The following is a 25,103-nucleotide window of genomic DNA, read 5'->3' as shown; positions in this document are numbered from 1 at the left end:
TTCCGCCTGTGCGACGCCGCTGCTCCGGGGTCCGGGGTGCTCAGCGCTCGGTGACCAGCAGCTCCACCACGTCGGTACCGCCCAGCCGGAACGCCTCGCGCAGTTCGGCGCCGACCGCGTCCGCGTCCCCGGCCAGCCGCGCGCCGGAGACGTACACCACCCGGACCCCGAGGTACTCCATGCGGTGCTGGCCCCCGCGCACCCAGGCCGCCTCGCCCTCGCTGACGCAGCGCAGCTCCGAGTCGACCTCGACCGCGACGCCCTCCTTCGGCCAGTAGAGGTCCGGGACGGCGACGTAGGTGCCGCCGCGCATCCGCAGCTCCGGGGAGGTCAGCGGGACGGGCAGCAGCCACTCGTCCACCAGCTCGCCGACCCGGTCCAGCACCCGGTCCCGCTCGGCGGCCAGCAGATCGTCCAGCACGGCCCGCACCCCGGGGTCGGCGATCAGCCCGGACTCGGCCAGCTCGGCGGCCAACTCCCCCACCGGGCAGCGGAGCTCGGGCCGGCGGACGGCCTCGCAGAGCACCTCCCGGACCGGCGCCGGAGCGGCCGCCCCACCGACCGACCCGCCGACCGCCCCGCCGGCCGCCCCGTCGGCCGTCCACTCTCGCAGCGCGTCGGCCACCGCCCGGGCGACCGGCGCGCAGGCCAGCCCGTGCACCGAGCGCGCCACCAACTCCCGCTCGGTGCGCCGGATCCGGACCTCGCCGGCGTCCTTCAGCCGGCGCTGGCGCGGCACCAGCACGTCCACCCCGGTGACCGCCGGCAGCCGGGGCACCGCGGCGAAGCCGTACAGCGCGAGCGCGGCCGGGCCGGTGATCACCGCCCCCTCGCGCCGACCCTCCTCCCGGCCGTTCTGCGCCGCGTACAGCAGCGCCGCCCACATCCGCTGCTCCGGCGAGGGCTCGCCGCACTGCAGCAGGTAGACCCGGGGCAGCAACCGCTGCCAGGGCCCGCCGCGGCGGCAGTACCCGCTGACGACCCGGGCCGGCACGCCGCGGGCGCGCAGCTGGCCGGCGGTGACGACGTTCTGCTGACGGCGCGCCAGTTCCTCCAGGGACGGCGGCGGCGTGGGAATCCGGTAGTTCATGCCGACACCATCCCCAACGCTCCGGAGCACATCCCGGGCGCCTGACGCACTGTTACCCAACCGTCGCGAAACCGGGACCAGCCCGCACTAAAGTCCTCATACCCTCACTCATTCGGAGGAATGGGTGATCATCGTCTTGTCATATTCGATCATCCTCGATCAATCACCAGGATGCCTGACGGTGCGTGACCAAGCACATACGGCGAAGTCACCTCCGAACGTCACTCCAGCCCGCCGGATTGCCTACCCTTAGTACATGTCACGTGACGAGACCGCCGGCCTCCGCGCGGCCCAGCTCCGCCTCGGACGCCTGCCCGGATACGTCCGCCAGCCGGATCCGGCCCGCCGCAGCGGCGCAGAGGGCCATACGTACAAGAAGGGCTGGGAGGTCCGCTTCACCGCGCGCAGCGAAGCGGAGATAGCCGAGATCCGCGACCTGGTGGTCGCCGCCGGATTCGCGCCCGCCAGGCCCTTCTTCAAAGGCCATCAGTTGATCCAGCCCGTCTACGGGATGGCGGCCGTCCAGGCCTATCTGGCGGCTAGACAGGTGGCCGAGGAACAAGCGGCGCGCACCGCCCACGAGCGGGCCCGACGGGGCACCGGGGCGGCCCGCCTGCGAGCGGCCGCCAAGGCCGCCCACGACGCCGCGCACGAGGCCGCCCGGGAGGCGGCGCGCGAGGCGCGGGAGGACCCTGGACGGGGGGCGGCGGAGACCGTGGACCACGGGACGGCCGACGCCGACACCGGCGCCGGGGACACTCGGCACCGGGAGCACGAGCACGAACGGGAGCGGCCGGCCGCGGTCGTCGAGGCGGCCGAGGTGGCCGACACCGCGGGGGCCCCGACCGCGACGGTCGCCCGCACGGCCCGCCGCCGAGCCGCCGAGGCCTTCCCCGCCCAGCTCGCCCGGAGCACCGCGCCGGACGGCCGGGCCGTCCCGGCGAAGACCCGCAACACAACCTGACAGTTCGTCAACTCTCTGCTCGTACACGGCGCCACGCCGACGAAGGGCCGGGCACGCGGGACGCGTGCGACGGGGCCGGCCCACCGCCCCACCCCACTCCGAACACCACCGCCAGGCCCCGGCCCGCGACATCGCCGCAGCCCGGCCCGGCCCGCCCAGCGCGCGAGCGGTGGTGCGCCCGGTGGTGCGGACGCGGCTTCACGCCGGAGGCGTGGACGGGAACCGCCGAACCGCTTACGGTGGCACATCACACCCCCCGCGGTGGCGCGCCGACCGGTCCGCCACCCGGCCCGCACCACCCCGCTGACCGGCCACGAAGCCCCGCACCCCGCCTCTGACACCACTGCGCAGCACTCCTCGCCCCTCCGCCACCGCCGCACCGCACGCCGGCCCTCCGACCGGCCCCCCGACCGGCCACCGCCGGAACCGGCCGCGCGGCGACGCCTTCCGGGCATTCCATCCGATTGGTAACCCAGCGCACCGAGCGCCTACCGTAGAGTGAGCACAGATGATCGACCGTCAGATGCCCATCTCACTTGCCGAGAAGCCGAGATGACCCAACGCCACGACAGCACCGCCGAGCCACCCCCGGGGCCCGACGACCCACCCGCCGTACCGCTGGAGTTCGCGGCGTTCTGCGAGCTGCACCGGCCCCGGTACCTCAGCTATGCCCGGGTCTGGCTGCCCGACCCGGACCGGGCGGCCCTCGTCGTCCAGCAGGCCTTCGCCGAAATCGCCGTCCACTGGCGCGCGTTGCTGGGGAGCTCCAACCCCACCGCACACGCCTGGCAGATCCTGCGCGGCACCGTCGGCGAACACACCCGGCAGACCGGCCTGCCCACCGGCCGCTCCGGCGCCCAGGACCGCCCCGGCCACGCCGCCGACGACGACCTCGCCATCCTGCACTACGTCGTCGGTCTCGCCGCGCCCGAGATCGCCGACGTCATCGGCACCGACACCGCCAGCGTGGCCGGCCGGCTGCGCCGCACGATGCTGCACGAGGCCTCCGGCTGGTGAGCCCGGGCCGCCGCCGCCCGGGCCCGCGCCGCCGCGTGGCGGCTCACAGCGGCTTACGGCGCCTCGCAGGCGGCTCGCGGCGGCTCGTTCAGACCCGCTCGCCCGTCACGTCGTACAGGTGGTGGACCGTATCGTGGATCAGGTAGCGGGCGAACGACTCCACCGTGAAACGCGCCCCGTCGGTGCGGTTGCCGGTCCGCGCCCACCGCTCGCCCGCCACCCCCTCGAACGACGCCGCCAGGACCTCCGCGGCCTCCGCCAGTTCCACCGCCACCACGGACGGCAGCTGCTCGCCGTAGCGCTCGGCGACCGCGGTCTCGTCCTGGTCCCAGTTCGGGAACAGCGGGTCCTCCTGGGCCAGCATCAGGTTCAGCCGGACGCCGAACAGCCGGAAGACGTCCCGGACATGGCACGCGTACTCGAGGTCCGACCAGATCTCCGGACGCGGTCGGCGGCGCAGCGCCTCCGGGTCACCGGCCAGCACCCCCGCCCAGCCCTGCGCGTTGGCCCGGATCATCCCGGCCACGTCCTCCCGGGCCACCACGCCGGCGTCCAGCCCGCAGTCGGCGCAGGGGCGCTCCAGCACCCAGGTCCAGTCCTTGGTGTCGGGGACGATCGCGTCGCCGGTGGCGGTGGCTCCGGACTCGGGGGAGGTGTACTCGGTAGTGGTCATGCGCCCAGGATGGCCGCCGCCGGACCGCTCCCACCAGCGGCGTCAGCGCCAGCGGTCGCCGAAATCCTGCCAGCCCGCCGCCCGACCGCCGGCACGGCGGTCTACCGCTCCACCTGCCCGAAGGCCTCGCGCGCGGCGAGCAGTTCCGCCAGGTTGGCCCGGCTCCAGTCGCACAGCGCGTCCATCGGCCCCAGCAGCGTCCGGCCCAGCGGCGTCAACGCGTACTCGACCCGCGGCGGGTTCTCCGCGAACTCCGTCCGCTCCACCACGCCGTCCTGCTCCATCGACCGCAGCGACTCCGTCAACACCTTCGCCGTGATCCCCACCAGCGGCACCCCCTCCACGACCGACGTCATCGTCTTCGGCGCCGGCGGCCAGCTCGCCGGTCCGGCCGCCCGCCACCGCGAGCAGATCGCGGTCACGGCGTAGGCCGTCAGTCCTTCACCGCTGGTACGGCGGCCACTGCTGCTGCGGCGGATACCCCTGGTACGTCGCCGCGGCAGCCGCCGCGGCCCGCTCGCGGCGACGCCTCCCCCGTACCACCAGCGCCACCGCCACACCCCCCACCAGCATCACACCCGCGACCCCCACCGCCGCCACCAACACCCACCGCACCCCGCGGTTCCCCGCAGCCGCCACCGGCGGCGCCGCCGGCGGCGACTCCCACACCTCCTCCGACGGCGGCACACTCCCCGCCCCCGTCGACACCCCGCCCTGCGACTCCACCCGCCCCACCAACGGATTCTCCCGCGGCCCCCCGTCCACCGCCGGATTCACCTCCAACGCCTTCCCCGGCGCCAACACCCCGTACCCGTACCGATTACTCGGCACCGCCGACCCGTCCCCGGGCGCGGCGGCACTCTTGATCATCCGGTTGATCACCTGCCCGGCGGAGAGATCCGGATACTTCGCCCGGATCAACGCCGCGGCGGCGGAGACGTAGGCGGTGGCGTCGGAAGTCCCGTTGGCGATGCCCTGCCCACTCGTCGACTTGGCACTCGCCCTGGGGATGTCCGCTCCGGGCGCCACCAAGGTGGTCTCGGGTCCGACGTTCGACTTGCTCCAGAGCACCCCGTTCCGGTCCACCGCCCCGACCGCCACCACTCCGGGGAAGGCGGCCGGGTACTCCACGGAGGTCGTCTCGTTGCCCGTGCCCGCGACCAGGACGACGTCCTTGTCCACCGCGTACTTGACCGCTGCGCGTTCCTCGGGATCGGACCCGGAGAGTCCGCCGATGGACATGTTGACGACCTTCGCGCCGTGATCGACGGCATAGCGGATGGCCCTGGCGATCTCCGAACGCGACGATGGCGGATCGTCACCCAGGGAGATCCGGACAGGAAGGATCTTGGCCTTCGGCGCCAGGCCCATGATGCCCGCCCCTGCACCGTGACCGTGGCCGGCGATGAGGCTCGCCATGCCGGTGCCGTGGCCGTCGGCGTCCACCGAACCGTCGGTGTTCTGCCCGGTGAAGTCCGTCCCGGCCAGCACCTGCCCGGTCAGATCCTGATGATCCTTCAATACGCCGGTGTCGATGACGGCCACCGTGACACCGTCCCCCTGGGAGGCGGGCCAGATCGCGGACTCGGCCCGGTAGGTGGCCAACGGCCACTGTGCGTCGCGCACGCCGTCTGCACTGGCCACCGGCGCACCGGTGGCCGCCAGCACGCCACCCGCCAGCAACACGGCCGCCCCGCGACTCAGACGCCAGCCCCTCAAGCCCTGCCACCCCACTCAGCGCAGAGGTTGCCCCGCGGCCCGAGCAGCCGCGGGGCAACCGATCGATTCACCCGAACCCGAAAGTCGGCCGTCATTCCACCACGTTCGGATTGACGGGTTCGTCCGACACCCAGGTCTCCTCGTCCTCGACCAGGTACTCGGGACGCTTCCGCCCTTCCTCGTCGTCCTGCTTCCGCCGCCCGGAGGCGCCCAGCGGGACCAGGGGTGACTGCGCCATCGGGCCGCCCACTCCGGTCTCGGGCCGGATCCGCCCGCGCGCACCCACCCCCGAGCCGCCCTCGGTGAAAGCCTGCTTGCCGCCGACGCTCCGACCCGACCGGTCACCGACGCCGACCACCGTGCCTCCCCCACGACCGGCACCGCCTTCGGCGGCGCCCCGCCCTCTGGTGGAGCCACCGACGCCGCCGGGCCCGCCGCCGCTCACCGCCGGCATGCCCTCGGCGCCGAAGAGGGCACCGCTGCGGCCGAACGCGGTCCGCCCCTGCGCAGCCTCCCGACTCGGGCGTGACGCCTCGGGTCCGCCCTGCTTCTCCGACCCGGTACCGCCTCCAGGTCCCTGTTTGCCGGTCGGGGTGAAAGGCTGCGGCATGCCGACGGGATGGGAAGTACCGCCGCCACCTCCCTGAGACACCGGGATGGACTGCGTGGCAGGGCTGTTGGGCAGCGGTTGGCTGCCCCCGCTCCCCGGAGTGCCGAGGATCGACGTACCGCCCGATCCCGGCGACGGCTGCCCACCGGGCGCCGGAGCGGGTGCGGGTGCGGGTGCGGGTGCGGGAACGGGCGCCGTACCGTCCACGACGGTACCGGCGCCGAACCGCGCCGGTGCGGCCTTGGCCGGGGGCGTCGCGACCCCGCCCTTGACACCGGGGTCCGTAGGGGCGGACGGCGACTTCGAGAGCGAGGGGCTGCTCTCGCCCGGGGTCGAGCGGGTCGTGCCGATCGATCGCGGGTCCGAGGGCGTCGCACCTCGCGTACGGGCCACCGAACCGGTCCCCGTACCGGTGTTGCCGACGCCGACACCTCCGAGCAGGCCCCCCACGGCTGCATAGCCGCTCGCGCCCGAGTCACCCGGCGAGGTCTCCGTGAAGTCGTCGATCGTCTTCCCGGACCCCGGCTTCGGGGGCTGGCCCGGGGGTGGTGGGGGTTTCAGCATGGGGGCGGCGGTGCGGTAGTGCATGGCGAGGGTTTGGAGGACGGTGGCGGCTTCGGCCTTCTTCTGGTTGGCGAGGTCGGTGCGGGCGTCCTCGTCGTCGGCGCCGAAGAGGGAGGAGAAGGTGTCGCCGACGCCGTCCTTGAACTGGGCCCAGCCGCTGGGTTCCTCGGGCATGTCGCGTTTGGCCTTGGCGATGGCCTCGGAGACCGCCTTGAGGGTGATGGCCGCGTCGTTGGCGTAGGAGGCGGCGGTGTTGATGGTGGTGGCGAGGTGGAGCATGCGGGTGTGGAAGGCGTCGCTGGTGCTGCCTTCCCAGCTGGTGGCGGCCTCGGTGCTGGCGCGGGTGAGGGTCGTGCGGATGGCCTTGAGGGTGTCGGCGGCGCGGCGCCAGGGGTCGGCGGCGGCCATCACCTCGCCGGGGTTGAGGGCCTGGACCATGGTGCGGAGCTCGGCGTGGCTGTACTGCCGGAAGTCGGTGTACTTCATCGGACGCCCTTTCCGTCGTCGTGCCGGGCCGGGGCGGTGGTCCGGGCGTAGGCGGCGGCACTGGCGGCGGAGGGGTTGGCGACGGACCAGCCGTCGTCGCCGAGCTTCAGCTTGGTCTTGGTGCGCTGCTCCTGCTCCTCGTAGTTGGTGGCGGTGAGTTCGGCCTTCTTCTGGGCCTCGTCGACCGCTTCCTGGAGCTGGTTGAGGACGTCGCGCAGGCCGTCGCGCATGGTCTGGTAGCGGCCGTGCAGGTCGGTGGCCTCGGCGAAGGTGCCGAGGGCGTTGGTGCCGATGCCGCTGCGGCCGTGGGTCGCGGTGCCGTCCGCGTGGTGCTGGAACTCGGCGAGGAGCAGCCGCACCTGGGCGGCGAACGCGCGCAGTTGCTCGACTTCGACGCGGTAGCCGCGACCGGACCCGCCGGTCGATCCCGTTCCGTTCCCCGTTGCCACGTGCGGCGCCTCCCCCGTGCGTCCGGCCGGTATGTCGTTCACGGTCTGGTTGAGCGGTTCTGGTTGAGCCGTTCTGGTTGAGCGAGTCATGTCTAACACACGACCCGTGCCCGTGGCGTGCCGTCAGTTCACGTCCGTTGGAGCGCCAGTCGCGGCGAGGGCGGTGAGGGCGCGGCGGCAGAGCGAGTCGGCGTGGCGGGTGGTTTCGGGGAGCCGGTAGCGGGGGGTGAGGGCGAGGGTGGCTTCGACGGCTTCGGTGAGGCCGATGCGGTGGCCGACGGAGACGAAGACGGGTTTGACGCCCTGCCGGGTGCGGACGGCGCGGCCGACCTCCTCGCCGGTGGCCGGGTCGGTGAGCGGGGTCCAGTCGCCGCGCTCGGGGCCGGGTTCCCGGTGGTCGAAGGTGAACGGGGTCTTGGCGACGCCGAGGGTGCGCAGGCCGGTGAGCACGCCGAGGTGGCTGGCGAGGCCGAGGCGGCGGGGGTGGGCGAGGCCGTAGCCGTCGCAGACGACGGTGCCGGGGCGGTGGGTGAGGGCGGCGAGGGCGTCGAGGACGGCGGGGAGTTCGCGGAAGGCGAGCAGGCCGGGGATGTAGGGGAAGGCGATGCGGCCGGTGGCGGTGGCCTCCTCGACGACGGCGAGGGTGACGCGGTCGAGCACCACGGCGGCCGCGACGACGAGGTCCCGTTCGTCGTCGTAGGCGACGTCGACGCCGGCGATCAGCCGGTCGTCGGGGGCACCGCCAGGTCCGTCGTCAGGAGCGCTGGTCGGTCGGACGAGCGGGCGCAGGCGTTCCTGTTCGGCGAGCGCCTCGGCCTCGGTGGTGGGCCAGTCGGCGGGGATGGGCACGGCGGTTCCCCCTGGGTGCGCGGAGCGGTGCTGCGGTCGGGCCCACCGTACCGAGCGGGGCGGACGAGGCCGGGGGCGGCTCCGTGAGCCCGTGCGCCCCCCATGCCCCGGGCGCGCCGGGTTAGCCTGGACGGGATGCCGCGGACGACCGCCGGATCGCGCCCAACGCCCGTTCCCCGCACGGTTCCCGGGCGTCGCCGGGCCGGCGCCGCCTCCGGCAGCGGCCCGCCCGTTTCCCCCGACGTGCGAAGGACTCCGCCATGCCGCACCGCCCGACCGCCGCGCAGTTCGCGCTCGGTGTCTTCACCGTGGTCGCCGCCACGGTCGCCCTGCTGGCCGCCACCGGTGCCTCGGGCGTCCTGGAGGTCGCCGTGGTGGTGCTGTTCGCGCTCGCCCTGGGCACCCTGGTGACCGTGCTCTCGGTACTCGCCCCGCACGCGGCCGACCGGGGCGCGGAGCACCGCGCGCCGGTCGGCGGGCACGAGTAGGGCACGAGTAGGGCACGAGTAGGGCACGAGCGGGGCACGAGCGGGGCACGAGCAGGACGCCGGCCGGGAGGCCCCGGAGGCCGGCTCCGGTTCAGACGGTGGAGACCACCACGGTCCGGGCCGACTTGTCGTGGATGCACTGCCGGTACGGCTTGTCGAACACGCCGAACAGGCCGTCGATCAGCCACCAGAGCGCGGCGCAGCAGAGCACGGCGGGCAGGATGAAGACCGCCGCCCTGGTCCACGCGGCCGACTGGGTCGGGATGCTGCCGTCGATCAGCATGGCGACCCGGACCTTCATGGCCTTCTTGCCGAGGGTCTGTCCGTCCCGGCCGAGCATCACCCCCTCGTAGACGAGGTAGAGCGCGCAGGCGAGCCAGAACGCGCTGGCCGAACCGGAGCGGTCGGCGAGGCTGGCGAAGGGCAGCACCAGGAGGACGGCGACGACCTGGACCAGCAGGTAGTCGATCAGCCGGGCGAGGATCCGGTTGGGCCAGCTGCCGAGCGGGGGCATCCCGGGGACGGGGCCGCCGCCGGGCGCGCCGTAGCCGGTGGGGCCGTAGCCGGGCGGGGGCTGGTCGTAGGGCGACCGGCCCTGGGGGCCCTGGCCGAAGGGCGAGCCGCCGGGGGCTCCGCCGTAGGTGCCGCCGTACGCGCCGGGGCCGTCGACTCCGGGGCCACCGGTCGGCGGCGGGGTGCCGTACGGGTCCGACGGCGTACCTTCCGGCGTGCCGCCGCCCTGCTGCGGGGGCTGCTGCTTGTCGAAGGAGGGCTTGTCGCCCCCCTCCGACTCGGGGCCTGAGGGGTCGTGGGTACTCATGCCCCGAGTAGAACATCGCACATTCTACGAACTTGGGATATTCCGTCCGTTTTGTCCGCCGAGGCCATCGGAGCGTCCGGAACGACGGCGGGCCGCCCAGGAGCAGCGGGGACTCAGAGCCGGACGACCTTGGTGCGGGCCGCCCGGTCGTGCCAGCCGCGCCGGGCCGGGCGGTCGAACAGCGGCCAGAGCAGGCCGACCACCAGCAGCGTCGAGACCTGCCTGACCAGCCATCGGACCAGCGAACGGCCGAGCCCGGGGCGGTCCGGGGCGCCCGCCGAGCCTGCCCGCGCCGTGGCGACCACCCGGATCCGGGCGAGCCGCTTGCCGAAGGTCTGGCCGGTGCGGGCGGTCGGCAGGACCTCGTAGAGCAGGCCGACGAAGAGCAGGATGCCGAGCAGAACGGCGACCTTGCCGACCACCGTGCCGTCCACCAGCCAGACGTCCACCTGACGGCGGGTGAGCCGGCTGGCCATCCGGGCCTGGTCGAGCTTGTCCTGGAGGTGGGCCTCGACCGAGCGGCCGAGCGGGAGCCCGGCGGCGACGGCGACGACGGCCAGGACGGCGGTGTCCACCAGCCGGGCGGCGAACCGTCGGCCGAGCCCGGCGGGCCGCACCACCGGCCTCGCGCCGGTGCGGCGGCGCGGGGTGGTGGACGGGCGGCCGGCGGTGGAAGGGCGGGCGGCGGCGGGCGCGGCCGGGGACGGTTCGTCGCCCTCCGTCGGCTCCAACTCCACCTCCGAAGCCGAGGCGGGTTCGGCAACCGGTACGGACGTCAGCGTGGGGGCCGGGGCCTCTGCCTCGACGGACGCCACCCGGGCCGGGGTCCTCGGCGCCGGGACGGAACGCGGCTCGGCCGCCTCGGGGGTGCTCGGCGACGGCGGTACGGGTGCGGGCGCGGGCTCGGGCGCCTCCTCCGGGGCGGGCGCTTCGGCGGGCGCTTCGGCAACCGGCTCAGCAACCGGCTCAGCGGCCGGCTCCTCCGCCCCGGGCAGCACGCCCCAGGACACCCACCGCGGCGCGCTCCCGGTCTCCATCAGACCCCGCTGCGCCCGGGGGTCCACCTGCCAGCCGGCCAACGCCTCCGGACCGGGATCCGACTCGACACCGGGGTCCAACTCCGGACCAGGGCCAGGACCAGGACCAGGACCAGGAGCAGCACCGGACCCGTCCCCCGACGGCCCCCCGGCCCGGTGGAACACCGGCCCGTTCTCCGGCACCGCGAAGGTGAACGACGCCCCGCCGGCCGTCTGGTCCAGGTACACCGGCCCGGTGTCCCCGCCGGACGCCGAGTGCACCGCCGACCGCGCCACCGGTTCCACCACCGGCTCGACGACCGCCGGTTCGGCGACCACCGGCGGCGGCACGTACCGCGCCCCCACCCCGCCGCCCGCCACCCCGGGCCGGCGGGTCGCGTACCGGGGCGGCTCCAGCACCTCGCCCTCGGCCGGGGCGGGCCGGCTGGTGCCGGGCACCCAGGCCGAGCCGCCCCAGTAGCGCACGAAACCGGGGATGGACGGGTCGGGGTAGTAGCCCGGCGCGGGGCCGGCGGCCGTCTCCGTGCTGCCGCCGGCGTGGGGCCGGTCCGTCATGGGGGTCTCTTTCCTGGCAGGGCCGATGCGGCTCGCCCGGCGAGGGGGTGTGCGCGACGGTGGCACGGGCGACCCGGGTGGCTCCGCCGTCGGCGCGCGCGAGGGTCTGCCGCCGAGGAGGCGGACAGTCGCCGGGCAGTCACAAAGGGTAGTACCTCGGCGGGGGGCGGCGGGCGAAGTTGAGCATTCACCGGACAGCCCCGGGCCGCCCACGGTAAGGAAGACGGCGCACATGCCCGACCACGCGCCCGTGTTCCACATTCACCACTCCGTGTACCCCCGTCGACGGATCCGCGCCGGGGAATCCCGGACCCAAGAAATCCCGGAAACCCGTGTAAGAGCGCTCCCGGGCCGCGCTCTCCCAGGTGACAGGGCCCGACACCGGGCACGAACCGCAGGCAGAGAGGAACCCGATCATGGAGCGCCCGACGAGCGTGGTCGAGCACGAGCTGGAGCTCAACCTGGTGCTCTCCCCCGAGCACAGCGTCCCCGTCCCGGCCCGGCTGTCCTACGGCAGCCACGACCCGTACGCCGTACACATGACCTTCCACCTGGACACCGGCTCGCCGGTCACCTGGGTGTTCGCCCGCGAGCTCCTGGTGGAGGGCACCTTCCGGCCCTGCGGCCAGGGCGATGTGCGGATCTGGCCGACCCGCTCGGGGCGGCGCAGCGTGCTCTGCCTGGCGCTGAGCTCGCCGGCCGGGGACGCGCTGCTGGAGGCGCCGCTGCCGGCGGTGGCCGCCTGGCTGGAGCGGGCGCACCGGCTGGTGCCGCCGGGCAGCGAGATGGCCGCACTGGACATGGACGGTTCGCTGGCCGAGCTGCTCGCGTGAGGCGGCGCGTCCCCGACCCGGGGCAGCGCCGGTCGACGCGCCCCGGCAGGCCGCCCGCTCCCGGTGACCGGGCCGAGTCAGCGGGCCGCGGGGGCCTGCTGACGCTCGCGCGCGGACTCCGGCGAGCCGCCCTCGCGCTGGCCGGGCAGCGCGGCCGGCGGCGCACCGGCGGACAGGCGCCGGGCCCGTACGCGTAGCGCGACGGCGAGCAGGAAGCAGATCCCGACGAGCGGATAGACCGAGGTCGGGATCTGGCGGAGCGGCGACAGCTCCAGCACCAGCGCGCCCTGCGGCTTGGCGAGCCACATCGCGAAGGACACGAAGGCGACCAGCGTGGCCCCGAAGGCGGCCCGCCAGCGGACCTTCCGGACGCCGGCCGGGCGGGCCCGTTCGATCGCCGCCTCACAGGCGAGCAGCACGAGCACGGGCACGCACCAGACCCAGTGGTGGGTCCAGCTGATCGGCGAGATCAGGACGGCGGTGACGGCGGCGCAGCAGACGCCCCACGCCTCGGACCGCGCCAGCCAGCGCGAGCTGCGGGCGGCCCAGGCCGCGACGCCGAGGCCGGCCACCGCGACGACGGCGGCGGCCAGGGTGCCGACGGCGCCCGGTTCGGAGGTGTGCAGCAGCCGGGCGACGGCGCCGCTGAGCGCCTGGTTGTCGACGATCTCGGTCTTGCCGACCCGCGAGGAGTCGTAGAGGTACTTGGTCCAGAAGCCCCAGGTGGCGTCGGGCAGGACGAGCGCGCCGAGCAGGAAGGTGCCGAGGAAGGTCGCGCCAGCCACGAACGCGGCCCGGACCCGGCCGGTGATCAGCAGGTAGACCGCGAACAGGCCGGGGGTGAGCTTGATGCCGGCGGCGATGCCGATCGCGATGCCCTTGCCGCGCCGCCCGTCGGGCCGGGTGAGGTCCCAGAGGATGAGGCAGGCCAGGGCCAGGTTGATCTGGCCGTAGCGGAGCGTGGTGTAGACGGGTTCCAGCCAGACGCCGGTGCCGGTGACCAGGATCACGCCGATCGCGCGCAGATCGCGGCGCGGCCAGCCGACCAGCTTGAACGACAGATGGGTGAAGAGCGCGAGCAGCCCGAGGTTGCAGAGCGTGACCGCGACCCGCAGGAAGGGCACCGGGAACCAGGTCGTCGGCACGAACAGCATCGCGGCGAACGGCGGGTAGGTGGCGGGCAGGTTCCACTGGGTGACGCGCAGCGCGTAGAGGTCCTCGCCCTTGGCGACGGCGGCGCCCTCGGCCCGGTAGACGACCATGTCCACCATCGAGGTGTGCGCGAAGTGGCGGACGACCGCGTACGCGAGCAGGGAGAACACCGCTAGCGCGGAGACGGCCAGCAGCGGGCGGCGCGGGGCCTCGCGCAGGGCGCGGACGGGCGCGCCGAGGGCGGTGCGCAGTCGGTCCGACAGGGGGGCGGGCGCTTCGTCCGGTGGCGTCTCCACCGTGCCGCGCTCGTCTTGCACCGCTGTCACTCTTCGCTCCGTCCGCCGTTCGGCCAACCAGCGACGATACCCGATGGCGGCCGGCCGGGCCGGAATCCGGTCGTCACGGATAGTGACGAGAGTGCCGAAGGAAGCCCGTTCAGCGCGCGAACAGCGAACCCCGGCCGCGGCGTCGGCCGACCCGGGTCGGGGTGGTGCCGTCCGGCCGGGCCCGCAGCCGCAGCCGGGTCTCCGCGCCGCCCAGCACCGCCGACCGGCCGAGCGCGAGATCGCCGCCGGTGGCCTCGGCGAGCTTGCGGACGATGTCCAGCCCGAGGCCGGTGGAGCCCTCACCGCCGTGGCCCTCGCCCCGCTTCAGGGCGGCCTCCGGGTCGGTGAAGCCCGGACCGGCGTCGCCGACCAGCACGATCACCGAACTCCCGGTGGCCAGGACGTCCACCGAGAAGGCGGTGCCGACCACCGTGTGCCGGAAGACGTTGCCGAGCAGCGCGTCCACGGCGGCGGCCAGGTCCCCGCGCTGGACCGGGACGGGCGTCTCGCGGTCGGCGCCGGCCAATTGCCAGCGGCGGCCCTCGTCCTCGGCGAGCGCCGACCAGAAGCCGACCCGCTCCCGGATCACCTCGGCCGCGTCGCAGCCGACCGTGACGGCGGGTGCGTCCTCCGGTGCCCGGCGGGCCGAGCGGATGATCTGGTCGACCTCGCGCTCCAGTTGCGCGACCGCGTGCCGGGTGGCGTCGGCCGCGTCGCCCTCGCCCAGCGAGGCGGCGTTGAGCCGCAGCACGGTCAGCGGGGTGCGCAGCCGGTGCGACAGGTCGGCGGCCAGCTCGCGCTCGGCGGCGAGCAGGTGGACGACCCGGTCGGCCATGGCGTTGAAGGCGTGGGCGGCCTCGCGCAGCTCCTCGGGGCTGTCGGCGGCCCGCCTGCCGTCCACCGGCACCCGGACGGCGAGGTCGCCGGCGCCGAGCGCGCGGGCGGCGGCGGCGAGCCGGCGGGCCGAGCCGACGATCCGGGCGCCCATCCGGTCCGCGACCAGCACCGAGACGGCGACCAGGCCGAGCGCGACCCCGGAGAGCACCTGCCAGGCGGTGGCGACGCCCCGGGTGAGGTCGCCGTCGGCCACGAACACCTCGACCACGGCGGTCCGGACGGTGTCCACCGCGACCGGCTGGAGCAGCGCGTAGCCGCCCGGGACCTGGACGGTGAACGAGCGCCCCTGTCCGCCGGCGCTGGCCACGTCGGCGTCCAGCGCCCGGACTTCGCCGATGGTCGCCCCGGCGGCCGGACCGGGCGCGCCCACCGTCGCCGCCGTCGCCGCCGTCGCTGCGGCCATCCCGCCCGCGGCGCCGGCGGCCTCGGCCGGCGGCAGGTGCACCGCCATCCGCCCCTGCGCACCCGCGTCCGTCGAGGCCACCGCCCGGGCGATGGCGTCCTGGTCGGTGGTGATCGCCAGCGCCGGGCCGAGCGCCGCGGCCTGCCGTTCGGCGGCCGTGAAGGCCCGGTCCCGGGCGGTCTGCTGGACCATCAGGCCGAGCGGGATGAGGAAGGCCAGCGCGACCATCGTGGTACCGGCCACGGCGGCCTTGATCAGGGCCCAGCGCAGCGAGTGCCGCAACCGCCTCATGTCCGGCGTTCCACGGGGGCGGGCCCGGGCCCGGCGGGGTGCCCGGGCGCCTCCAGCCGGACCCCGACCCCGCGCACGGTGTGCAGGTAGCGCGGGCTGGACGCGGTCTCGCCGAGCTTGCGGCGCAGCCAGGACAGGTGCACGTCGATGGTCTGGTCGCCGCCGTAGGTCTGCCGCCACACCTCGGCCAGGATCTCCTTGCGCGGCACCACCACGCCCGGCCGGGCGGCGAGGAAGGCCAGCAGGTCGAACTCACGGCGGGTCAGGTCCAGCGCCCTGCCGTCCAGCGAGGCCTCCCGGCGCTGGAGGTCGATCGCCAGCCCGCCGACCCGGAGCACCTGGCTGACCGGGGCCGACCCGCCGCCGAGGCGGCGCAGCACGGCGGCCATCCGGGCGCTGAGATGCTCCCCGGAGAAAGGTTTCACCAGGTAGTCGTCGGCGCCGTCGTTGAGCAGCCGGACGATCTCGGCCTCGTCGTCCCGGGCGGTGGAGATGATGACCGGGACGTCGGTCAGGCCGCGGATCATCTTGAGCGCCTCGCTGCCGTCCAGATCCGGCAGGCCGAGGTCGAGGATCACCAGGTCGCAGCCGACCTGGGCGACCTCGCGCAGCGCCTCGAGTGCCGTGCCCACGCTGCGGACGGCGTGGCCGGTGTCGGACAGGTGGCGGATGAGGGCGGATCGCACGAAGGGGTCGTCCTCGACCACGAGCACTGTTGCCATGGGGCTGCACGGTACGCCATCGGGCCTCGAATGGTCTGTACCACCGGGTGGATCCCGCCGGGGCCGGTGATGCGGCAGGATGTCCGCACGATGCGGAACGGACTGGTACAGCTCGGCGCCTGGGCGGCGGCCACCGGGGCGGCGGTGGCGCTGTCCTGGTTCGGCGTGCACACGGCGCTGACCGGCGCCGCGTTCGAACGGCCCACCGCGCTGCCGCTGCCCTCGCCGGCGTCGGCCGACGGCGCGAGACCCGCGCCGACGCCCTCGGCGGCACCGCCGCGGTCGGCCGGCCCGCCGGAGCCGACCGCGCCGCCGTCCACCGCCCCGCCGTCGGCGACTCCGCCCCGCTCCACCTCCCCCTCCCCCGCCAGCGCGGCACCCGCGGCACCGACGGCCGCCGGCCCCGCCCCGCACCGCCCGGCGCCGGCCGCGAGCACGACCTCCTCGGTGCGCAGCTACCTCGTCCCGGGCGGCAAGGTCGCCCTGGACCTCGGGCCCGACCGTGCCTCGCTGGTCACGGCCGCCCCCGATTCGGGCTGGCAGATGCAGGTCTGGGACGGCCCGCAGTGGATCCGGGTGGACTTCACCAGGGACAACCAGGCCAACTCGGTGTTCGTCTACTGGAACGGGCACCCGCCGGTGGTCGACACCGTCACCCGCTGACCGGCGTCACCACCGTTCGAAGGGCACGTACCCCGGCAGGTAGGGCCCCCGGTACCGGGAGCGGTCGACCAGGGTGTGCCTGGTCCCGCCGGGCACCCCGATCGCGGCGAGCACCACCGTGCCGTACGCGTCCCGCACCTCGTAGGGCTCGGCGAGCGAGGCCGCGCCCCGGTCGACGGCGTAGTCGTACGCGTAACAGACGTCCGGCACCGCGACCGCGAGGTCGATCACGCCGTCGCCGTGCCGGGCCAGGTGGCCCGCCAGCTCCCGGCCGCGCGGGCCGATCACCTGGACGAGCGAGGTCAGCACGAACCGGGTGCCTGGTCCCTGGAGGACATAGGAGACGATCTCCGGCTCGCCGGTCTCGGGCCCGGCGTACGCGGTGCAGCGCAGGCCGAGCGCGACCGCGTACCGGTGGGCCGCCCGCTCGGCGTCACCGACCGCGAAGACCACGGCGTCGGCGCGGCCCATCGGCAGGAGCCCCGGCTCCTCCGGCCCGGCGGCGCCCGGGGCGGCGGTGGCGAGGGTAGCGGTGAGCAGTGCGGGTTCGGCGGCGGTGTCGGTCATGTCAGCCCTCCCGGTGGGGGTACGGGACCACGGTGGTGCTCGCGCGCCGGCGTGGGGACGGTGCACGGGGTTGTGGCTGGAGGGTGGCGCCGAGCCGACCTCCGCGCAACTGTTCCGTTTCCTCCTGGTCAAGCTGTGCTCCGGGGCGGGAGAATCGGCCGCACCGCTGTACACAATGCCCATCGGAGGACGGAGCCCCGTGATGCCCCCCGCCCACGCCGCCAGCTCCCCGGGCGCCCCCGGATCGTCCAACTCGCCCACCGGACAAGGCCATTCCGGCGTACCCGACACGACGCCCGGGGCGGCGTCCGGGGTCGCCGCGGGGAGCGCCAACGACGCGATCGACGCCCTGGACGGCCGGCTGATCCGGCTGCTCGCCGAGGAGCCGCGGATCGGCGTCCTGGAGTGCTCGCGCCGCCTCCAGGTGGCCCGCGGCACGGTCCAGGCCCGGCTGGACCGGCTCCAGGCGCGGGGCGTGATCGGCGGCTTCGGGCCGGAGGTGGACCCGGCGGCGCTCGGCTACCCGGTGACGGCCTTCGCGACGCTGGAGATCTCCCAGGGCCAGGGCACGGACGTCCGCGCGCACCTGGCGGCGGTGCCTGAGGTGCTGGAACTGCACACCATCACCGGGCACGGCGACATGATGGTGCGGATCGTGGCCCGCTCCAACGCCGATCTGCAGCGGGTGATCGACCGGGTGGTGGGCTTCGACGGGATCGTCCGGTCCTCGACGGCGATCGCCCTGGAGAACCCGGTGCCGTACCGGATCCTGCCACTGGTCGACCAGGCCGCCGCCGAGTAGCGAGCGCTACCGCGCCCCGGCTCAGCAGCCGGGGACGACCCCGCCGGCGTGCAGTGTCTCCAGCGCGGAGACCGACTCCGCGAGCGTGCCGACCGGCACCAGCCGCAGCCCGGCCGGGGTGTTGACCTTGGCGTCCGCGCACTCGTCCTTGGGCAGCAGGAAGACGGTCGCGCCGTCCCGGGCCGCCGCCTGCGTCTTGAGCGGCACGCCGCCGACCGGGCCGATCACGCCCTGGTCGTCGATGGTCCCGGTGCCGGCCACGGTCAGCCCTCCGGTGAGGTCGCCGCCCTTGCCGTCCCCGCGGAGCTTGTCGACGATGCCGAGCGCGAGCATCTGGCCGGCGCTCGGGCCGCCGATGTCGCCGAGGTCGACCTTGACCTTCACCTGGGCGGGCGACAGCTGGAGGTAGTTGAGCGCGGCCGTGGTGGCGGCGTCCTGGGACTCCGCCATCTGCTGGGCGGTGACCTCGTTGGCCTTGGCCGGGTCCTCCTGCGAGTAGACGGTCTCGCTGGGCCGGACCGCCTCGTCCTCGTCGAACCAGGCCTGGAGCGAGCGCCACAGGGTGGTCCGCTCCCCCGGGTTGGTCGCCGAGATGGTCACCATCCGCAGCTGCCCCTGGGTGCCGCGGACCGGTGCGCCGGTGACGGTGAGCACCGGGCGGCCCTCGTAGCTGCCGAGGGTGTCCGCGGTCACGCCGGGGAAGGTCAGCGTGTAGGGCAGCGGGACGAAGGCGGCCACCCCGAACAGCGCGGCGACCACCGTGCCGCAGAGCGCGAGGGCGCGGGTCCGGGGGGAGGTCAGGGCCTTGGGCAGCTTGGTGTCGGACACAGAGGCATCCAAACACACCGGGACCGTCCGGCGGGTACGCACACGAGCACCCGAACGGCCCGCCCGCCGGCCCAACCGCCGGCCCGGGGCGGTCAGCGCAACGCGTCGGCGACCTCGGTGGCCGCCTCCACCACCCGCGGCCCGACCCGCTCCGGGACGAGGCCGTTCAGCATCACCACGCCGACGCTGCCCTCGATGCCGCTGAGCCCGAGCAGCGCCGCGGCCGCGCCGGACGCCCCGGACTGCTCCTCCGCCCGGGTGATCACGAAGCCCTGCTCCGGCCGGCGCTGGCTGGGGAAGGCCCTGGCCTCCAGGATCGCCCGGCCGGCCGCGCTCTCCGCGAGCGGGTGGCGCAGCCCGGTCCGGTAGGCGACGTGGAAGTCGGTCCAGCTGGGTTCGACGACGGCCACCGCGAGCGCCTCGCTGCCGTCCACCAGGGTGAGGTGGGCGGTGGCCCCGAGGTCCTCGGCCAGGCTGCGCAGCGCGGGCAGCGCCGCCTCGCGCAGCAGCGGGTGGACCCGGTGGGCGAGCCGGAGCACGCCCAGGCCGACCCGGGCCCGGCCGCCGATGTCCCGGCGGACCAGCCCGTGCTGTTCCAGGGTGGCCAGCAGCCGGTAGACGACCGTCCGGTTGACGGCGAGGCGGGCCGCCAGCTCGGTCACGGTGAGCCCGCGCTCGGAGTCGGCGAGCAGTTTGAGGACCCGGACACCGCGGTCCAGGGTCTGGGAGGTCTCTGCAGTCACGACGCGCAATTCCTTTCCGCGGCAGTCGCGGATCGGCAGGCCGGTCCGGGACTCGGTTGTCGCGCGCAGGGGGGTGGCCGCGCTCGGGCCGCGGAGTGTCGTCCTTGACGTCCTGGGGCCCTGCGGCGCTCGTCCTGCGGGGGTTGCCCGGTGGGAGAGCGTGTGGGAAAGGTAGTGAAGGAAATGCGGCGGCGGAAGTGTTTGTCCAAAATTCGGTCAAGATCAATTTCGCCGGGCCGGACAGAATCGGGCAAACAGGGCGATTCCCCCCGCCCGGACCGGGCGTAGGTTCGAGCACAGTCCGAAGTTCGGACACCCGGAGGCCGGCGGACCACCCAGGAACGACGCCGCCCCCACCGTGGCGGCGGGGGCGGCGGGGACGGCGAGGGGCCAAAAAAGGGCGGCGATGCTCCTGGGCCGCCGTTCGCACGGCTGCGCCGGATCGTTACTTCGCCCACTCCCGGATCCGGACGATGCGCGCCTTCAGCTGATTGGCCGTCGCCTGCGCGGTCAGCGGACCGCCGCACTGCCGGCGCAGCTCGTTGTGGATCGTCCCGTGCGGCTGGCTGGTGCGGTGGTGCCAGGCGGCCACCAGCGCGTTCAACTCCTTGCGCAGCTCACGCAACTCCTGGTGCGTCACGACCGGCCGCTGCTCGGCCGGCAGCTCCAGCAGGTCGGCCTCCTCGGCCGGCTTGCCCTTGCTCCGCTGGATCTGCCGGTGCTGACGCTTCTGCAGCAGCATCTGCACCTGGTCCGGCTCCAGCAGGCCCGGGATGCCGAGGTACTCCTCCTCCTCCTCGCTGCCCGGGTGCGCCTGCATGCCGAACTCCATGGCGTTGTACAGCACCCGGTCGAAGACCGCCTCGGAGCCCAGCGCCTCGTAGGAGAACTCCTCGCCGCCCGCGCCGTCCGGGCCGTCGTTGGCCCGCTCGGCCTCGGCGAGCAGCCGGTCCTCCTCGTCGAAGAGGCCCTCGCCCTCCTTCTTGGGCCGGTCCAGCACGTGGTCGCGCTGGAGCTCCATCTCGTTGGCGAAGCCCAGCAGCATCGGGATGGTCGGCAGGAAGACGGAGGCGGTCTCGCCGCGCTTGCGGGCCCGCACGAAGCGCCCGACCGCCTGGGCGAAGAACAGCGGGGTGGAGATCGAGGTGGCGTACACGCCGACGCACAGCCGGGGCACGTCGACACCCTCGGACACCATGCGGACCGCGACCATCCAGCGCGAGGTGCCGGCCGCGTAGTCGGAGATCCGCTGGGAGGCCTCCGACTCGTCGGAGAGCACCAGGGTGACCTTCTCGCCGCTGATCTCGCGCAGCATCTTGGCGTAGGCGCGGGCCACGTTCTGGTCGGTGGCGATCACCAGGCCGCCGGCGTCCGGGATCGCCTTGCGGACCTCGGTGAGCCGGCGGTCGGCGGCCTGCAGCACGGAGGGGATCCACTCGCCCTGCGGGGAGAGCGCCGTCCGCCAGGCCTGGGCGATGAGGTCCTTGGTCATCGGCTCGCCGAGCCGGGCCTCCAGCTCGTCGCCGGACTTGGTGCGCCAGCGCATGTTGCCGCTGTACGACAGAAAGATCACCGGACGGACGACGTGGTCGGCGAGCGCGTGCCCGTAGCCGTAGGTGTAGTCGGCGACCGACTTGCGGATGCCGTCGCCGCCCGCCTCGTACTGGACGAACGGGATCGGGTTGGTGTCCGAGCGGAACGGCGTACCGGTCAGCGCCAGCCGCCGGGCGGCCGGCTCGAAGGCCTCGAAGCAGGCCTCGCCCCAGGACTTCGAGTCACCGGCGTGGTGGATCTCGTCCATGATGACCAGCGTCTTGCGGGCCTCGGTGCGGTTGCGGTGCAGCATCGGGTTCACGCCGACGCCCGCGTAGGTGACCACGATGCCGTGGTACTCCCGGGAGAGCGGCCCGGAGGAGTACGCCGGGTCCAGCTTGATGCCTATCCGGGCGGCGGCCTCGGCCCACTGCTTCTTCAGGTGCTCGGTCGGCGCGACCACCGTGACCTGCTGCACCAGGTGGTTGTGGAGCAGGTACGAGGCCAGGGTCAGCGCGAAGGTGGTCTTACCGGCGCCCGGGGTCGCGACGGCGAGGAAGTCGCGCGGCTGGTTCTCGATGTACTTGTCCAGCGCCCCCTGCTGCCAGGCACGGAGCTTGCCCGCGGTGCCCCAGGGGGCACGGCCGGGGAAGGCCGGGGACAGGTGGTGCGAGGGGGTCGACGCGGGATGGCCGCCGGCCCGGACGGGCGCGTGCGGCTGGTCCGCGTCGGAGAAGAGCGGCATCGAGGCGGCGGCGGTACTCACGGTCTCCGAGGGGGATCATCGCAGGTCAGAGGCGGTTTTGCGGCCTCGCCACACGGTCGGACGGTGTTCGGGCAACCCGCCCAGCGTACCGGGCCCGGCGCCGTACGGGCGGCCACGGCGAGGCCGGGCGGAGCCGGTGTCCGCCCTGTCCGCGGCGGGTGCGGCCGGAAATCGATGTGAGGCGGATCACAGGCAAATCTCATCGAACCCGAGTAACCGGAACCCCCTCTACCGCCTCTCTTCGAGGTGAGGCCGCCCCATCCCCCACCGCCGTCCCCGGCCTCACCAGAGAAGGGAAAGCGCCGTGCACGCCACCGCCGAAGAGACCGTCCAGGCCCGCCTGCTCCTGTCCGCGCACCGCTCCGCCCGGCTGCGGGTCACCCTGACCTACCTGACGGACGACCCGCTCGCGGTCCGGATGGCCTTCCCCGCCGAGTTCTCGCTGGACGAGGCCGAGCACGGGGCCGAGGACGGAGCCGAGGCGGAGGCGGAGGCCGGCGACATCGTCTGGGTCTTCGCCCGCCGACTGCTCGCGGCCGGCCTGGAGCTGCCCGCCGGCGTCGGCGACGTGCACGTCCGGCCCGCGCCGGGCCGGCGCACCACGGTCGAGCTCCGCGCGCCCGAGGGCACCGCGCTCGTCCAGTTCGACACCGCCGACCTGCGGCGCTTCCTGTGGCGCAGCCACCTGCTCGTGCCCGAGGGCGAGGAGCACCTGTACCTGGACGCCGACCGCGCCCTCGCCGAGCTGCTCGGCTGAGCGGCCGGGCGGGGCGCACGCCGGGGGCCGTCCGGGACCTGGGCCCAGACGGCCGGCCCCGGACAGGACCTAGGACGACAGCTTGCGCATCAGCCGCACGCCCTGCGCCGGCGTGAGGTGCGGCAGGTACGCCTTGCCGATCGCCCGGGTGATGCTGGGCAGCGCCGCCGGGTCCGGGTACGCCATGTACATCGGCCGGTACTCCGGCTGGAACTTCGCCTTGAAGGCGAGCAGGGAGCGGAAGCCGTACACCGGCTCCAGCACCCGGCCCAGCCAGTCCAGGGTCTTCTGCAGCCCGGTGGGCGGCTCCTTCTCCGAGCGGGCCAGCGGCGCGCCGGAGAGCGAGAGGAAGCGCGCCCCCTCCTGCTTGAAGCCGAGCGCGGCGGAGGCGATCAGGAACTCGGTGACGCCGCGGAAGCCGTCCGAGCGCCGCCGCATGAAGTCCAGCGTCCAGCCGACCGTCTCGCCGTTCTCGTAGACCGGCATCCAACTGGTCAGCCCGTGCACGCTGCGGTCCTCGTCGACGGCGATCAGCAGCCGCACCGCCGGGTCGTCCAGCTCCTCCAGGCCGCCGAGGGTGAAGCCCATCTCGGGCAGCCCCTTCTCGGAGACCCACTCCTCGGAGATGGCGCGGATCTGCTCCTTCAGCGCGAGCGGCGCCTCGTGGTAGGACCACCACTCGGCGGTGATGCCCTGCTTGCCGGCCTTGTTGAGCGCGGTCCTGATGTCCTGCCACTTGCGGCCGGTGAAGGCGAGGTCGGGCAGCGCGACCACGGTGTCCTCGGCGACCTGGAGCGAGCGCCAGCCGAGCTGTCCGGCGGCGGCCCGGGTCTGCGGGGTGACGCTGTAGAAGCACGGCGTCCAGCCCCGGGCGTCGCAGAACCGGGCGAAGCCGGCCACCGCGCGGTCCCGCGCCTGCGGATCGCCGAACGGGTCGCCGGTGGTCAGCGCCACGGTGTTCAGCACCCGGTAGGCGACGGCGGCCCGGCCGTCCTCGTCGAACCAGTAGTGGTTGCCGTCCCAGGTGGTGAGGAAGGACAGCGTGCCGCCGCCGTGCTCCATCAGCAGCGTCCTGGCCCGCGCGGCGTCCTCGGCGTCGACGTGCACCACCGGCCTGCGGAAGGTCAGCAGCAGCGCGACCAGCGCGACCGCCCAGAAGGCGAGCCCGCAGTACGTCTCCAGCGCGCGGGCGAACGGCCCGACCGCGATCGGGTAGTCGGGCAGCAGGTCGTTGTAGGCGGGCGGCAGGAACTGCGCCGGCAGGCCGGCGACCATCCCGCGGAAGGTCGCGCCCGGCTCGAACTGCCGGGCGGCCAGGACGCCCAGCCCGGTGTAGGCGACGGAGGCGGCGGCCAGCGCCCCGCCGACCACCGCGAACAGCCGGACGAGCACCGCGCGCGGCAGCCGCAGCGAGAAGCGCTTGCGGGTGGCCAGCAGCAGGCCGACGGTGACCATCGGCAGCAGCAGCGCCTCGACGAAGTACTGGACGACGTCGCTCGAACCGGCACTGGTCTCCACGAACAGCACGATCAGCATCGCGGTCCAGAGCAGCTCGGTGGCGATGGTGATCCGCCAGGCGAACCGCAGACCGCGGCGCAGGCCCTCGGCCAGCACCAGCAGCAGCGCCGGGAAGAGCGTGGCCATCAGCCGGGCCGGGGTGTCGAAGATCCGCTGGACGGCGTGCGCGCGGGCGCAGTCGTGGGCCGAGACCGCGCAGAAGTCGGCGACCTCGTCCGGGCTGAGCCGGTGCGAGAGGTAGATCTCCGAGAAGGTGTTGAACGGGCCGGCCGCGTTGTCGTACAGCGAGGCGATCATCGGACCGAGCGCGGCGGCGACCAGGCAGAGCGCGACCAGCACCCGGGTCTCGGTGTGCGAGGAGCGGTGCGAGCGCAGGTGCAGGAGGCGGCGGGAGAGCAGCGAGCCGGCGGCCAGGCCGATCAGGGCTCCGGCGCACCGCTGGACGCTCTGCAGATGGCCCACGTACAGCGCCATCACCAGCGGCACCAGCACCACGAGCAGGTGCAGCCGGCGGCGCCAGAGCACGGTGAGCCGGTAGCCGAGCACGCCGGCCAGGGCGAACAGGCCGACGCCGGGGCCGACGGCGGTCTGGTCGACGACGGAGAGGGTCCACTGCTCGCCGAGCTTCGCGCCGACCGCGACCAGGGCGGTCCCGGCCAGGGTGCCGGCCAGCTGTCCGGCGACCAGCACCCCGAAGGTGCGCAGCGGGCCGAGCCGGCGCTCGGCGGCCGGGCCGACCAGGAGCAGCAGCAGGCTGGTGAAGACGTAGGCGCCGATGCCGGAGCACCAGAACAGCGAGGTGAACGGCGTCCACCAGCGACCGGCGTGCAGGGTCGGCCGACCGATGCCTATCTGGTCCAGCAGGGCGTCGGACGGCCCGCGGGTGAGGCTGCCGGTGGCGGCGCCGACGGCCCACAGGCCGACCAGCAGCACCAGGGTGAGCGGGGCCTCGCCGAGCCGGGCGGCCAGCCGGGCGGCCAG

Annotated in this window: 23 protein-coding genes and 1 pseudogene; 7 read left to right on the top strand and 17 right to left on the bottom strand. The window is 74.5% G+C overall.

Annotated elements, in window-relative coordinates; translation table 11 throughout:
* Window positions 1-40: 40 nt before the first annotated feature.
* Window positions 41-1,090, bottom strand: a complete 1,050-nt coding sequence (locus ACFP3U_RS17175) for a hypothetical protein (protein WP_380226409.1) — start codon at window positions 1,088-1,090, stop codon at window positions 41-43.
* Window positions 1,091-1,346: 256 nt separating this feature from the next.
* On the opposite strand from ACFP3U_RS17175, the gene ACFP3U_RS17170 reads away from it, so the two are divergent.
* Window positions 1,347-2,054, top strand: coding sequence for a hypothetical protein (locus tag ACFP3U_RS17170; RefSeq protein ID WP_380226408.1), 708 nt, complete (start codon window positions 1,347-1,349; stop codon window positions 2,052-2,054).
* A 552-nt stretch (window positions 2,055-2,606) separates the two neighbouring features.
* A complete protein-coding gene (locus tag ACFP3U_RS17165) occupies window positions 2,607-3,071 on the top strand; it encodes an RNA polymerase sigma factor (protein ID WP_380226407.1) in 465 nt (154 codons plus the stop codon).
* Between the two features lie 88 nt (window positions 3,072-3,159).
* Here ACFP3U_RS17165 and ACFP3U_RS17160 read toward each other — a convergent pair whose 3' ends face one another.
* The 6 genes from ACFP3U_RS17160 to ACFP3U_RS17135 all read right to left on the bottom strand — a co-directional run bounded on the left by ACFP3U_RS17160 (window position 3,160) and on the right by ACFP3U_RS17135 (window position 8,421).
* A complete protein-coding gene (locus ACFP3U_RS17160) occupies window positions 3,160-3,744 on the bottom strand; it encodes a DinB family protein (protein ID WP_380226406.1) in 585 nt (194 codons plus the stop codon).
* A gap of 101 nt (window positions 3,745-3,845) precedes the next feature.
* A complete protein-coding gene (locus ACFP3U_RS17155; protein ID WP_380226405.1) occupies window positions 3,846-4,070 on the bottom strand; it encodes a winged helix-turn-helix transcriptional regulator in 225 nt (74 codons plus the stop codon).
* 115 nt (window positions 4,071-4,185) lie between these two features.
* Window positions 4,186-5,412, bottom strand: a complete 1,227-nt coding sequence (locus tag ACFP3U_RS17150; RefSeq protein ID WP_380226404.1) for a S8 family serine peptidase — start codon at window positions 5,410-5,412, stop codon at window positions 4,186-4,188.
* 142 nt (window positions 5,413-5,554) lie between these two features.
* Window positions 5,555-7,123 carry a WXG100 family type VII secretion target gene (locus ACFP3U_RS17145; RefSeq protein ID WP_380226403.1) on the bottom strand — a complete coding sequence of 523 codons (1,569 nt, stop codon included), beginning with the start codon at window positions 7,121-7,123 and terminating at the stop codon, window positions 5,555-5,557.
* Entirely contained in the window at window positions 7,120-7,572 is a 453-nt protein-coding gene (locus ACFP3U_RS17140) for a hypothetical protein (protein WP_380226402.1), read from the bottom strand. The genes ACFP3U_RS17145 and ACFP3U_RS17140 overlap by 4 nt, the downstream gene beginning before the upstream one ends.
* A gap of 123 nt (window positions 7,573-7,695) precedes the next feature.
* Window positions 7,696-8,421: an endonuclease V gene (locus tag ACFP3U_RS17135; protein ID WP_380226401.1), complete on the bottom strand. Its 726-nt coding sequence runs from the start codon at window positions 8,419-8,421 to the stop codon at window positions 7,696-7,698.
* Window positions 8,422-8,681: 260 nt separating this feature from the next.
* On the opposite strand from ACFP3U_RS17135, the gene ACFP3U_RS17130 reads away from it, so the two are divergent.
* Window positions 8,682-8,909 (top strand): hypothetical protein, encoded by a 228-nt coding sequence (locus ACFP3U_RS17130; protein WP_380226400.1) that lies wholly within the window; start codon window positions 8,682-8,684, stop codon window positions 8,907-8,909.
* A gap of 91 nt (window positions 8,910-9,000) precedes the next feature.
* Here ACFP3U_RS17130 and ACFP3U_RS17125 read toward each other — a convergent pair whose 3' ends face one another.
* The gene (locus tag ACFP3U_RS17125; RefSeq protein WP_380226399.1) at window positions 9,001-9,729 is read right to left on the bottom strand and encodes an RDD family protein; all 729 of its coding nucleotides are present in this window, start codon (window positions 9,727-9,729) and stop codon (window positions 9,001-9,003) included.
* A gap of 113 nt (window positions 9,730-9,842) precedes the next feature.
* Entirely contained in the window at window positions 9,843-11,321 is a 1,479-nt protein-coding gene (locus ACFP3U_RS17120) for an RDD family protein (protein WP_380226398.1), read from the bottom strand.
* Window positions 11,322-11,737: 416 nt separating this feature from the next.
* Here ACFP3U_RS17120 and ACFP3U_RS17115 point away from each other — a divergent pair, with 416 nt between their 5' ends.
* Window positions 11,738-12,154: an SsgA family sporulation/cell division regulator gene (locus tag ACFP3U_RS17115; RefSeq protein WP_078881470.1), complete on the top strand. Its 417-nt coding sequence runs from the start codon at window positions 11,738-11,740 to the stop codon at window positions 12,152-12,154.
* A 77-nt stretch (window positions 12,155-12,231) separates the two neighbouring features.
* Here the strand turns inward: ACFP3U_RS17115 and ACFP3U_RS17110 are convergent, their stop codons facing one another.
* The 3 genes from ACFP3U_RS17110 to ACFP3U_RS17100 form a co-directional block, all read right to left on the bottom strand.
* Complete coding sequence (locus ACFP3U_RS17110) at window positions 12,232-13,632, bottom strand: glycosyltransferase 87 family protein (RefSeq protein WP_380226397.1); 1,401 nt, start codon at window positions 13,630-13,632, stop codon at window positions 12,232-12,234.
* Window positions 13,633-13,741: 109 nt separating this feature from the next.
* Window positions 13,742-15,223, bottom strand: coding sequence for a sensor histidine kinase (locus ACFP3U_RS17105; RefSeq protein WP_380226396.1), 1,482 nt, complete (start codon window positions 15,221-15,223; stop codon window positions 13,742-13,744).
* Complete coding sequence (locus ACFP3U_RS17100) at window positions 15,220-15,945, bottom strand: response regulator transcription factor (RefSeq protein WP_380226395.1); 726 nt, start codon at window positions 15,943-15,945, stop codon at window positions 15,220-15,222. The genes ACFP3U_RS17105 and ACFP3U_RS17100 overlap by 4 nt, the downstream gene beginning before the upstream one ends.
* 90 nt (window positions 15,946-16,035) lie before the next feature.
* Here ACFP3U_RS17100 and ACFP3U_RS17095 point away from each other — a divergent pair, with 90 nt between their 5' ends.
* The gene (locus ACFP3U_RS17095) at window positions 16,036-16,608 is read left to right on the top strand and encodes a hypothetical protein (protein ID WP_380226394.1); all 573 of its coding nucleotides are present in this window, start codon (window positions 16,036-16,038) and stop codon (window positions 16,606-16,608) included.
* Between the two features lie 24 nt (window positions 16,609-16,632).
* Here the strand turns inward: ACFP3U_RS17095 and ACFP3U_RS17090 are convergent.
* Window positions 16,633-17,079 (bottom strand): annotated as a pseudogene (locus tag ACFP3U_RS17090) (VOC family protein); the annotation flags it as partial.
* A gap of 436 nt (window positions 17,080-17,515) precedes the next feature.
* On the opposite strand from ACFP3U_RS17090, the gene ACFP3U_RS17085 reads away from it, so the two are divergent.
* Window positions 17,516-17,977, top strand: coding sequence for an Lrp/AsnC family transcriptional regulator (locus ACFP3U_RS17085; protein ID WP_380226485.1), 462 nt, complete (start codon window positions 17,516-17,518; stop codon window positions 17,975-17,977).
* 21 nt (window positions 17,978-17,998) lie between these two features.
* On the opposite strand, the gene ACFP3U_RS17080 is transcribed toward ACFP3U_RS17085, so the two are convergent.
* From ACFP3U_RS17080 to ACFP3U_RS17070, 3 genes are all read right to left on the bottom strand, one after another.
* The gene (locus tag ACFP3U_RS17080; RefSeq protein WP_380226393.1) at window positions 17,999-18,805 is read right to left on the bottom strand and encodes a S16 family serine protease; all 807 of its coding nucleotides are present in this window, start codon (window positions 18,803-18,805) and stop codon (window positions 17,999-18,001) included.
* A gap of 92 nt (window positions 18,806-18,897) precedes the next feature.
* Window positions 18,898-19,548: an IclR family transcriptional regulator gene (locus ACFP3U_RS17075; RefSeq protein ID WP_380226392.1), complete on the bottom strand. Its 651-nt coding sequence runs from the start codon at window positions 19,546-19,548 to the stop codon at window positions 18,898-18,900.
* Window positions 19,549-19,993: 445 nt separating this feature from the next.
* On the bottom strand, window positions 19,994-21,826 hold the full coding sequence (locus ACFP3U_RS17070; RefSeq protein WP_380226484.1) for a DEAD/DEAH box helicase: 1,833 nt from the start codon (window positions 21,824-21,826) through the stop codon (window positions 19,994-19,996).
* 325 nt (window positions 21,827-22,151) lie between these two features.
* Between ACFP3U_RS17070 and ACFP3U_RS17065 the strand changes: the two genes are divergently transcribed.
* Window positions 22,152-22,604, top strand: coding sequence for an SsgA family sporulation/cell division regulator (locus tag ACFP3U_RS17065; protein WP_380226391.1), 453 nt, complete (start codon window positions 22,152-22,154; stop codon window positions 22,602-22,604).
* Between the two features lie 69 nt (window positions 22,605-22,673).
* Here ACFP3U_RS17065 and ACFP3U_RS17060 read toward each other — a convergent pair.
* Window positions 22,674-25,103 (bottom strand): rhomboid family intramembrane serine protease (locus ACFP3U_RS17060; RefSeq protein ID WP_380226390.1); only part of this gene is annotated, 2,430 nt, incomplete at its 5' end.

Source organism: Kitasatospora misakiensis, assembly GCF_042656005.1.
GTDB classification, from domain to species: Bacteria; Actinomycetota; Actinomycetes; order Streptomycetales; family Streptomycetaceae; genus Kitasatospora; species Kitasatospora misakiensis.
The sequence above is the reverse complement of the archived record's forward strand: the minus strand, read 5'-3'. Positions and strand labels throughout refer to the sequence as shown.

Coding starts and splice junctions, on each gene's coding strand:
- ACFP3U_RS17175 (WP_380226409.1), bottom strand. CDS start 1,090: ATGAACTACCGGATTCCCACGCCGCCGCCGTCCCTGGAGGAACTGGCG.
- ACFP3U_RS17170 (WP_380226408.1), top strand. CDS start 1,347: ATGTCACGTGACGAGACCGCCGGCCTCCGCGCGGCCCAGCTCCGCCTC.
- ACFP3U_RS17165 (WP_380226407.1), top strand. CDS start 2,607: ATGACCCAACGCCACGACAGCACCGCCGAGCCACCCCCGGGGCCCGAC.
- ACFP3U_RS17160 (WP_380226406.1), bottom strand. CDS start 3,744: ATGACCACTACCGAGTACACCTCCCCCGAGTCCGGAGCCACCGCCACC.
- ACFP3U_RS17145 (WP_380226403.1), bottom strand. CDS start 7,123: ATGAAGTACACCGACTTCCGGCAGTACAGCCACGCCGAGCTCCGCACC.
- ACFP3U_RS17130 (WP_380226400.1), top strand. CDS start 8,682: ATGCCGCACCGCCCGACCGCCGCGCAGTTCGCGCTCGGTGTCTTCACC.
- ACFP3U_RS17125 (WP_380226399.1), bottom strand. CDS start 9,729: ATGAGTACCCACGACCCCTCAGGCCCCGAGTCGGAGGGGGGCGACAAG.
- ACFP3U_RS17120 (WP_380226398.1), bottom strand. CDS start 11,321: ATGACGGACCGGCCCCACGCCGGCGGCAGCACGGAGACGGCCGCCGGC.
- ACFP3U_RS17115 (WP_078881470.1), top strand. CDS start 11,738: ATGGAGCGCCCGACGAGCGTGGTCGAGCACGAGCTGGAGCTCAACCTG.
- ACFP3U_RS17105 (WP_380226396.1), bottom strand. CDS start 15,223: ATGAGGCGGTTGCGGCACTCGCTGCGCTGGGCCCTGATCAAGGCCGCC.
- ACFP3U_RS17100 (WP_380226395.1), bottom strand. CDS start 15,945: ATGGCAACAGTGCTCGTGGTCGAGGACGACCCCTTCGTGCGATCCGCC.
- ACFP3U_RS17095 (WP_380226394.1), top strand. CDS start 16,036: ATGCGGAACGGACTGGTACAGCTCGGCGCCTGGGCGGCGGCCACCGGG.
- ACFP3U_RS17070 (WP_380226484.1), bottom strand. CDS start 21,826: ATGCCGCTCTTCTCCGACGCGGACCAGCCGCACGCGCCCGTCCGGGCC.